The sequence below is a fragment of the Leucobacter sp. NPDC077196 genome, from assembly GCF_040687075.1.
Lineage (GTDB): Bacteria > Actinomycetota > Actinomycetes > Actinomycetales > Microbacteriaceae > Leucobacter.
This window is the reverse complement of the sequence record NZ_JBFBML010000003.1, coordinates 200574-209356: the sequence shown is the minus strand read 5'-3', so window position 1 is coordinate 209356 and position 8783 is coordinate 200574. Positions and strand designations below refer to the sequence as shown.

Below are 8783 nucleotides of genomic sequence, written 5' to 3'. Positions count from 1 at the left end.
TGGCCCAAGGCGGGTAATGCTGCGGGCCAGTACCCTCTTCCCGGAACCGAGTACCAACTAGGTGGACGAGGAGTACCTTAAACGACTACTCGCCAGCTCATCGGAATGGGCCGAGATCCGGTATCCGGCGACGCGCTGGGGCGACCTTACAGCCAGTTCCAGACGCTCGATGAGCGCGTTGCCGCTCGCATTGCCGCGCTCGATCCTGAACTCACGCCCTCACAGCGCGCCGAAGCGGTCACCGTGATTGAAGCGGAGGAAGCGGCGAAGAAGAGCCGTAAAGCGGTCGCGGGCTTCGATTTTACGTTCTCGATCCCGAAGTCGGCATCGGTGTTGTGGGCGGTGGCTGATGGGGGCACGCAACAACTCATCTGGGAAGCGCACCACGCCGCCATAGCTGATGTGTTGCAGTTCATGGAGCGCGAGGTCGCTGCAACACGGGGTGGCGCACGCGGCCCTGACGGTGCGGTGCTGCAACTCGACGTCACCGGGGTTGTTGCAGCCGCGTATGACCACTACGACTCCAGGTTGCACGACCCCTACTTGCATACGCATGTGGTGGTGTCGAACAAGGTGCAGCACGCCCAGACCGGGCGTTGGCTCGCGCTTGACGGGCGACCCCTGCACGCGGCGACGGTCGCGCTGAGCGAGTTGCATGAGGCGATCTTCGCTGACTCACTCACCCGGCTGCTCGGGGTCTCGTGGGAATCACGCGAGCAGAGCGCGGGCCGGAATCAGTCGTGGGCGATCAGTGATGTGCCGGAGGAACTGATCAAAGCGTTCTCGAGACGCGCACGCGATATTGAAGTCGAGAAAGAACGCCTGATCGAGGAGTTCGTGGCGCGTCATGGTCGCAGGCCGTCGTCGGCTCAGGTCATCAAGCTGTTGCAGGAGGCCACGCTCGCAACACGCCCCGAGAAAGACGTGCGATCGCTGGATGACCTCACGAGCGAGTGGCGGGATCGTGCAACAGTGATCCTCGGCGAAGATGCGACGGCGTGGGCGATCCGTGTTGCGTGGCAACACGACCCCAGAAGCTCGGGCGTGCGGTTGTTGCGCGCCGACGATGTGCCGCTCGACATGATCGCAGCACTCGGGCAACAGGTCATCGAGACGGTGGGTGAGAAGCGTTCGACCTGGCGGCGCTGGAACCTCATGGCCGAAGCATCCCGGCAGTCGATGTGGCTCAGGTTCGCGTCGACCGAGGATCGCGAGGGCGTAGTCGGCATGATCGCTGATGCTGCCGAGCAGGCATCGCTGACGCTTACCCCGCCCGATCTTGCCGTTACTCCCGCCGAGTTCCAGCGTGCTGACGGCTCTACAAGATTTCGGCCGAAGCACTCGACGCTGTTCTCATCGACGGCGTTGCTTGCTGCGGAGGATTGGCTGATCGCGAGAGCGCGGGGCATGGCCGGCCCCAGGCTCGCGCTCGACACGATCGAGCGGTTCGCGAGTGAACCCGATGATGAGGGTCGCATTCTCGGCCCCGACCAGCGCGACGCGCTCGCCCGGATCGCGGTCTCAGGGCGCATCGTTGATGTTCTCGTGGGGCCTGCAGGTACTGGGAAGACTACGACGCTGGGCGCTTTGCGTCGTGCCTGGGAATGGAAGCACGGTGAGGGGTCAGTGGTGGGGCTTGCCCCGTCAGCAGTTGCGGCAGGGGTGCTCGCTGATGAACTTGGTATCCCGACCGATAACACCGCGAAATGGCGGGAAGTGTTCGAGCGCACCGGGCAGACCTTCACGCGCGGTCAGCTGGTGATTCTTGATGAGGCGTCGCTTGCGGGCACGCACTCGCTCGACCTCATCACCCGTGAGGCTGAGCGGGCCGGGGCGAAAGTGCTGCTTGCTGGTGACCCGGCGCAGTTGCAGTCGGTCGGCGTGGGCGGCGCGTTCTCCCTGATCGTGAACGACCGCGCTGAGGGCACGCCGGAGTTGACGGAGGTGTGGCGGCTGCAACACGACTGGGAGAAGCGCGCCTCGCTCGAGTTGCGCCACCGCCGCGCCCCGGTAATCGACACCTATATGGAGCACGGCAGGATCAGGGGCGGCACCATTGACGAGATGGCCGAGGCCGCATACCGGGCCTGGTGGGAAGACCGGCAGGCAGGGCGAGGAACGATCCTGATCGCAGAAACCGTCGAGAATGTCACCGAACTGAACCAACGGGCACGCCGCGACCTCATCGCCCACGGGTTTGTCGACGCCGAACGCGAAATCGAACTGGGCGACGGCAGCCGCATGAGTGTGGGAGACACGATCATCACGAGGAAGAACGACCGCCGCCTGCGCTCGGCACACGGATGGGTGCGCAACGGTGAACGCTGGGTAGTGACGAACGTGCGCGATGACGGTTCGGTCTTCGTGCGACCACCCACCATGCGACGCGGGGGCGGGATCTTGTTGCCCGCCGCCTACGTTGCCGAGCACGTCGACCTCGGCTACGCCGTGACCGCGCATCGCGCCCAGGGCGTCACCGTCGACACCGCGCACACCCTTGTCGAAGCCACCACGACCAGGGAAGTGCTCTACGTCTCCATGACGCGCGGCCGATACTCGAACCGAGCCTATGTCGCCACGGATCGGCTCGATCCCGCGCACAGCGTGCCGCAGCCCGGCGAGAACCGTGACGCGACCGCCCGCACCGTGCTCCAGGGCGTGCTTCAGCATGTCGGGACTGAACTCTCGGCACACGAGACGATCACTGCCGAGCAGGAACGTTGGGGCGGGATCGCGCAGCTTGTCGCCGAGTACGAGACCATCGCCGCCGCCGCGCAACAAGACAGATGGGCGCGGCTGCTTGCGGCATCCGGGCTGACCGACGCGCAGGTAGACGAGGCGGTGAGTGCGGAGACGTTCGGGGCGCTTGTCGCTGAGCTCCGACGCGCAGAGGCCAGCAGGCACCCGGTCGATACGCTCATGCCGAGGCTTGTGCGGGCGCGTGGCTTCGCGGACGCCGACGACATCGCCTCCGTGCTGCACTACCGACTCGAACAAGCCGTGACCCGGCTCGGCACGGGTGGCGCGCTGCCGCGCGCTCGGTTCATCGTAGGACTACTGCCCGAAGCGGTCGGAGAGATGAGCGCCGAGATGCGTGCCGCACTCGATGAGCGGCGGGAACTCATCGAAGCGCGCGCCGCCGCGATCATCGACACCGCCTTCGAACGCGGCGAGCAGTGGGTGACCGCTGTCGGTGCCGCGCCGGAGAATGAGCAGGATCGGGCGCGCTGGCGGACTGGGCTGATGACCGTTGCGGCATACCGCGACCGGCACGGCATCGACACCAACGAGACACAGCCGCTCGGAGCCGAGCCAGAGAGCATCGGGCAACGCATCGACTACGAACGCGCTGCGGCGGCGCTTATCCGTGCTCAGCAGATCGCCCGCCAAACTGCACCGTCAGACATGCCGAGACCGGCAGCCGGGCGCTCGCATCGCGGCCCGGCACGATAGCGAGCACGGCCAGTCAGGCGCACCTCGTTCTCACCCCGAGAACCGTGAGCGAGGAGTGAGCGATGGCCGTGAAGCGAGAACCCGTCGACAAGTTCCTCGACTCTGGCTATCCGTCAGGAACCGCAGCGCGCAAAGCCCGATTCGTGAACGCGCTACTCCGATTCATCGCAGACGACTACCCGGAGGACAGATTCACGAACCAGCTCTACGAGGGCCTATACAACTCGGGCTACTTCGGGTTCATCGCCCACTACGACCGTGCAGGGTTCTACTACGAGCAACTCTCCACACCAGAGCGGCGCACCAGATTCCTCGCTGACCTGCGCCGCTCGTGCGAGCGAGACCGCCACACTGACCGGCCCGACATCTGGAGCGACGTGAAAGCCGTGCTCGCCGAACGCTTGAACCCATCCGAACCTCAGACCGCGCGCGCCGCGCGAACCGCTCGAACGGCATCCGGCGCGCATAGAGCCGCCGCACCAAAGTACGACGGCCCGACACTGTTCTGAGCAAGTGGCTCCGCTACCGGCGAGAAGTCGTAGGCTCGGCGCCGCACTCGTCAACGACGGTCTCTTGCGCCATGCGCTTCAGCTCGCGTGCCTCGCGCAACCTCGCTTTGCCGAGTACCGTCAGGCTGATCGGCCCCCACACGAGGAACTTGATCGCGTTCCAGATGCAGAGAATGAACACGAGATATAGCCACTCGGGAGCGCCCACCTCAATCAGAGCGAGAGCGCCGCGTGCGATCAACAGGTAGGGGATCGAGAGCAGCATCGCCGGTACGCCGAAGCGGAGATTCTCGCGGCGGCGCAGGAAGCCGATCAGCCGGTTCGTCGGAGCGTACCGCTGCAACAGATCGTTCGCGAAGCTGCTGAGATGCCAGATGAGAGTGAGCATTTTGGGCGTCCTTGATTCTCGCGGCGACGTACACGCTGAGAAAAGGACATCCCGGTCAAGACCGTTCCGTCATGCCGCTGAGGGCCTAAAGAAGATCGCCTGTGTGACTCCCACTGTACGCCTGACTGCAAGAGAATGCACTCGATTCTTATCAGAGTCCATAGTTCTCTGGCGCGCGGAGCCACTTTGTCAGCGGTCGAGACTACTCTTGGAACATGGAGAATCAATCGGAGAATCTGGCGCTATTTGCTCTCGCCAGCGCCCCCGGTTTCTCGTGGGCGAGGACGCGGCGTCTGATCGAGGAATGTGGCACCCCGTCTGCCGCGCTCGAAGCCCAGTTCGGCAACGCTCTGTTCGATGACCGCGTTGAGGCGGCACTCAACGGGGCGGCAGAACTGATGCGCGACTTCGAAGCGCAGGGCGTGCACGTCACGACGCTCTGGGGCGACGACTACCCGCGTCAGCTGCGCACGGCGCACGATGCCCCACCCGTGCTGTACTGGCAAGGGCACATGGACGTGCGCGATTCAGATGCGGTCGCGATCGTCGGCACGCGCAACCCAGCGCCCGAAGCGAGAGACTTTGCGAGCAGACTCGCGACACTACTCGCGAACGATAACACCCCAGTTATCAGTGGCCTCGCCAAAGGCATCGACGAGGCTGCAATGCGAGCTTCGCTCGACGCGCCTGGCCGCACCATCGGTGTGATCGGCACCGGGCACGATCTCAGCTACCCAACCGAGAACCGCGCGCTTCAAGCCGAGGTGGCCGGGCATCTTCTGTTGTCGCAGTTCCCGCCGGGCACGCAGATTCACAAGCGCAACTTCCCGATGCGTAACGTCGTGATGAGTGGTTGCTCAGCGATGTCGGTCATCGTGCAGGCTGGTGAACACTCGGGCACCCGCATCCAGGCGCGAGTCGCGGTGAAGCATGGTCGCCCCTTGATCCTGACGCGGGCTGTGGTGAACCATACCACTTGGGGCCGAGACATGGTTGATGCGGGTCTTGACATCTCTGTCGTTGGCGATGCTGATGAGGCGCACGAAGCGGTGCGGCAGATTCTTGACCGCGACCGCGCATTCGCAGCTTCAGCGGGATCTTTCCTGAGCTTGTGAACGAGGAGTTCCTGGCCGGTCTCGAAGCCGAGATACGCGGCGCGTATTACAACGCGCCGCCAGCAGCGCCAGGCTTGTGCCAAGTCTGCACCGCGCCGACCACGAGCGAGCAGTATCTTCTGTGCTCCCCATGCGAGAGCGCGCAGTCGAGCGGCCACCAGCTCGCACATGATGTGGTGCCGCTGAGTTGGGCACCCATGCCCGAGGGCCTCGACTACGGCACCCACAGCTATAGCGGCCAGGGCTACCTCGATCTTCGCCAGTACAAGACACCGGAGGCGGTACAGACGCAATGGCGTCGACTGCGATCCTTGTTCATCCTTGCCTTTGCGAAGCACAGCGCATGTATTGTGCCCGACTCAGACAGCCGCGCCTACGCGATCACGCATGTGCCGAGCACCAGCGGACAACGAAATGGCACGCATCCGATTGAGACGTTGCTCTACGGCAACTTTCGTGATGACCGCCCCCGCGTCACACCCGAGTATGTGGGTGAAGTTGGTGCGCCTCGAGCGCACCGGCGGCAGCTCAACCCGAGTAACTGGCGCATCGACCCGACCCAGATGCAAGGGGCAGAGCGGGTGCTGATCCTTGACGATACCTGGGTGACCGGCGGCCACGCGCAGTCACTCGCGGCAGCCTTTGCGGCCATCGGCGTGTCAGCACGAGTGATCGTGCTCGGCCGAGCACTCGACCCGAGACGCAACGACCACGGCAGCTACCTCGCTGAACATCGCCCGGCCCTGTTTGATAGCAGTATCTGCCCGGTTCATCGAGTGCAGCACGGCTCCGAACACGGTGTTACCGCCTGAGAACCTGAGCCCCAGGAGAAACCGCTGGTTGTGCGGTTGGCGCAGATAGGAGCTTGGGCGAGGAACGCGCAACGGCGTTGTCGTCTGACGCGGGCTGGCCGAGTGCAGTAGATGAGAGGTCATAGCCTCCCCAGGGCGAGTGCCCGGCGACATGCCGAGTCGCGTAGCGTGCCCGCTCGGTGATCATCGGTGCACCGGGCACCTGCATCTCGGGTGGGTAGTGGGCTTCGATCCATCTTCGGCCAAGCTTGGTAAGGCTGGATTGCTCTCTCACCCGAACCTGCGCCGGGATCACCGGAAGTTCGCGCCACCCAGGCACAGCGTGATCATGCCATCCCTCCACAGCGCCATTTTCCGTACCGCTGACGTGATGCCAATCGCAAGGTTCGCAGACCGCTTGATAGATCAAGTCCCCTGGGCCCTCGGCTTCTGGTTCGGCTCTGAGATCGGCGGTGAACATCGCGATACTGTGCTCTTGGAACGTCAGACGGTCGCTGATTCCCGAGAACCCCCGGTGCCACATATGGCTGAGCGGAATACAGCCGAAGTTCCCGTAGAGCACCTTCCAATGCTGGAACGCTGCGTCCAGTTCGCTGGGTGAGTAATAGTCCGTGGTGAAGTACAACGGCGCGCCCTGCCACTCAGGTGCGTTCGCGCGCAGGTCTTCGCGGATGAGTTCGTCAATATCAAACGAAAGTTGACCGTCGATAGGCACGTCTGGAAACCTCACCTACTCAATACGGGGCGCGCGGTAGATCGCTCAGTGGGTCGTCTCTCTGGGCCGAACAGGTCGATGTTGATCTTGATGTGTACGATCCCAAAGATGTCCTCGGCGTCGCTCACGAGGTCTGCCGTCTGTTCGGCGATCAGCGTATTCGCTCCAAGGTGTTCGCGGCGCACGTCGCCGGGAACCGCAAACACGTCAGCCCCCACTGCGTGCGCGCGACGTGCGGCTGCCATCGGCGCTGCGTCGTCCGAGGTCTCAACGACAAGCGTGGTTCCCGAGATCCCAGTGGCGATCCTGTGGCTCTTCTCCACGGCATCCCTCCGAGGAGCAATACCCGGAGGGCACTCGCTCAACAGCAGCCCCTGCTCTGAGATGGCTTCATACATGGGGAGCAGTTCGTCGTCTGGCGCATCGAGCGGGTGCGGCGCAATAACCAGCGGCTTTCCTCCGCCATCCAATGCCGCCTGCACCGCGTCAGCGGGAATCCCTTTGCCTCCCACGGCGACAACGTGCAGACCCTCACCGGAGAGCTCGTCTGCGACCGTGGACGCCCACCAAGTGCCATACTCGCTCGGGGTGTCAGTGCCCAAGAAAGCAATGCGCCCGGGGGTTCTGAGGCGCAGGAGCGACGTGTCCCCCTTAGCCCACAGCGCATAGGGCGGTGACGGTTCGACTTCTGAGAGAACTGTCGGCCAGTCCTTGTCGCCGGGAATCAGTACCCCGCACCCAGCCTCCACTCCCCGGATGAAGCTCTCTCGAATCTCATCACGATCCGCGATGTCGAACCGGCGACGCCATAACAGCGTCTTCGCTCGGTCTACCCTCGGCAGAGGTTCGTCGGAGAGCGCGAGTCGTATTGTCTCAACGGCGGAGTGCTTACGCAGCAGATCCCCGGTGATCTCGTCCTCGGGTGGAACCACACAGGCGAGCACTTGTCGCGCAATGCGTTCATCAGAAATGTTCTCAAACGAGAAGCTCTCGGCCATATCCGGGGTTCCTTCCTGACGATGCTGGAGCATCCAAGAGGTAGAACACGGAGACCGAGAAGTAAGCTGTTCACGGGGGTGAGCCCATCGTGTTTGCGCAACTGCGAGAGTCGGGTAGCGGTGGCTTCACGAACGAGGTTCCCATGCGGCGTGAACCGGCGCGAATGGTCACGCGAAACTCATGGAAAACAACCGCAAGCAACCCAAAATGACTGACTATAATGAGAAGTGGTTCTCAGCCGAGTTCCTTACTAACACTAGGAAATCGGTGATTACCGGGTTGTGGCGCAGCTTGGTAGCGCACGTCGTTCGGGACGACGGGGTCGCAGGTTCAAATCCTGTCATCCCGACGGAAACGGCCCGGAACTGTGTTGAGAAATCAACGGAGTTCCGGGCCGTTGTCGTATGCTGAGGCCCTCGGGGCAGCGACGGGAGGAGCGCACGTGGAGCATGCAGATCGCGTTCGGGCGTTACTCGTCGCGGAGCAGGATCGCATCGGTGCGCGCGTGTCGAAGCTCGAACACGACATCGCCGCATTGACGAGCGCACGCCGAAGCGCTGTGGACGACGACGAGCACGATCCCGACGGTGAACCGCTGTCTGCGCGGTGGTCGCTGCTTGCAGGTCTCCTCGAGTCCGCCCGCGACGACGCCCGCCAGGCGTCTGACGCGCTGCGGCGCCTCGACGCGGGGAACTACGGCATCTGCGCGCACTGCGGAACGCCGATTCCCGTCGGGCAGCTCGAGGTGCGCCCGTTCCGGGAGCGCTGCGTCGCATGTACGCCGTAGCAGCG

The 8783-nt window shown here is 63.8% G+C and carries 8 protein-coding genes and 1 tRNA gene; 6 read left to right on the top strand and 3 right to left on the bottom strand.

Annotation, left to right across the window (positions count from 1 at the left end):
* Nucleotides 1–105 precede the first annotated feature (105 nt).
* Both mobF and AB0O71_RS05815 read left to right on the top strand, forming a co-directional pair.
* The gene (mobF, locus tag AB0O71_RS05820) at nt 106–3453 is read left to right on the top strand and encodes a MobF family relaxase (protein ID WP_363743114.1); all 3348 of its coding nucleotides are present in this window, start codon (nt 106–108) and stop codon (nt 3451–3453) included.
* A 62-nt stretch (nt 3454–3515) separates the two neighbouring features.
* Nucleotides 3516–3962 (top strand): hypothetical protein, encoded by a 447-nt coding sequence (locus AB0O71_RS05815; protein ID WP_290808137.1) that lies wholly within the window; start codon nt 3516–3518, stop codon nt 3960–3962.
* A 13-nt stretch (nt 3963–3975) separates the two neighbouring features.
* Here the strand turns inward: AB0O71_RS05815 and AB0O71_RS05810 are convergent, their stop codons facing one another.
* Nucleotides 3976–4350 (bottom strand): sulfate permease, encoded by a 375-nt coding sequence (locus AB0O71_RS05810; RefSeq protein WP_290808134.1) that lies wholly within the window; start codon nt 4348–4350, stop codon nt 3976–3978.
* 215 nt (nt 4351–4565) lie between these two features.
* On the opposite strand from AB0O71_RS05810, the gene AB0O71_RS05805 reads away from it, so the two are divergent.
* The gene (locus tag AB0O71_RS05805) at nt 4566–5465 is read left to right on the top strand and encodes a DNA-processing protein DprA (RefSeq protein ID WP_290808131.1); all 900 of its coding nucleotides are present in this window, start codon (nt 4566–4568) and stop codon (nt 5463–5465) included.
* Entirely contained in the window at nt 5462–6277 is an 816-nt protein-coding gene (locus tag AB0O71_RS05800; RefSeq protein WP_290808128.1) for a hypothetical protein, read from the top strand. Before AB0O71_RS05805 ends, AB0O71_RS05800 begins: the two co-directional genes overlap by 4 nt.
* Here the strand turns inward: AB0O71_RS05800 and AB0O71_RS05795 are convergent.
* On the bottom strand, nt 6267–6992 hold the full coding sequence (locus AB0O71_RS05795; RefSeq protein ID WP_290808124.1) for a DUF6349 family protein: 726 nt from the start codon (nt 6990–6992) through the stop codon (nt 6267–6269). The two genes, AB0O71_RS05800 and AB0O71_RS05795, sit on opposite strands and share 11 nt — an antisense overlap.
* A gap of 11 nt (nt 6993–7003) precedes the next feature.
* Nucleotides 7004–7990, bottom strand: a complete 987-nt coding sequence (locus AB0O71_RS05790) for a DNA-processing protein DprA (RefSeq protein WP_290808121.1) — start codon at nt 7988–7990, stop codon at nt 7004–7006.
* 276 nt (nt 7991–8266) lie between these two features.
* Between AB0O71_RS05790 and AB0O71_RS05785 the strand changes: the two genes are divergently transcribed.
* Both AB0O71_RS05785 and AB0O71_RS05780 read left to right on the top strand, forming a co-directional pair.
* Nucleotides 8267–8340: transfer RNA gene (locus AB0O71_RS05785), tRNA-Pro, on the top strand.
* Nucleotides 8341–8433: 93 nt separating this feature from the next.
* Nucleotides 8434–8778, top strand: a complete 345-nt coding sequence (locus AB0O71_RS05780; protein WP_363743110.1) for a TraR/DksA C4-type zinc finger protein — start codon at nt 8434–8436, stop codon at nt 8776–8778.
* The last annotated feature ends 5 nt before the right edge of the window (nt 8779–8783 follow it).

What these genes read in the sequence shown, in the direction of transcription:
- mobF (WP_363743114.1), top strand. Translation starts at nt 106, where the DNA reads ATGGGCCGAGATCCGGTATCCGGCGACGCGCTGGGGCGACCTTACAGC.
- AB0O71_RS05815 (WP_290808137.1), top strand. Translation starts at nt 3,516, where the DNA reads ATGGCCGTGAAGCGAGAACCCGTCGACAAGTTCCTCGACTCTGGCTAT.
- AB0O71_RS05810 (WP_290808134.1), bottom strand. Translation starts at nt 4,350, where the DNA reads ATGCTCACTCTCATCTGGCATCTCAGCAGCTTCGCGAACGATCTGTTG.
- AB0O71_RS05805 (WP_290808131.1), top strand. Translation starts at nt 4,566, where the DNA reads ATGGAGAATCAATCGGAGAATCTGGCGCTATTTGCTCTCGCCAGCGCC.
- AB0O71_RS05790 (WP_290808121.1), bottom strand. Translation starts at nt 7,990, where the DNA reads ATGGCCGAGAGCTTCTCGTTTGAGAACATTTCTGATGAACGCATTGCG.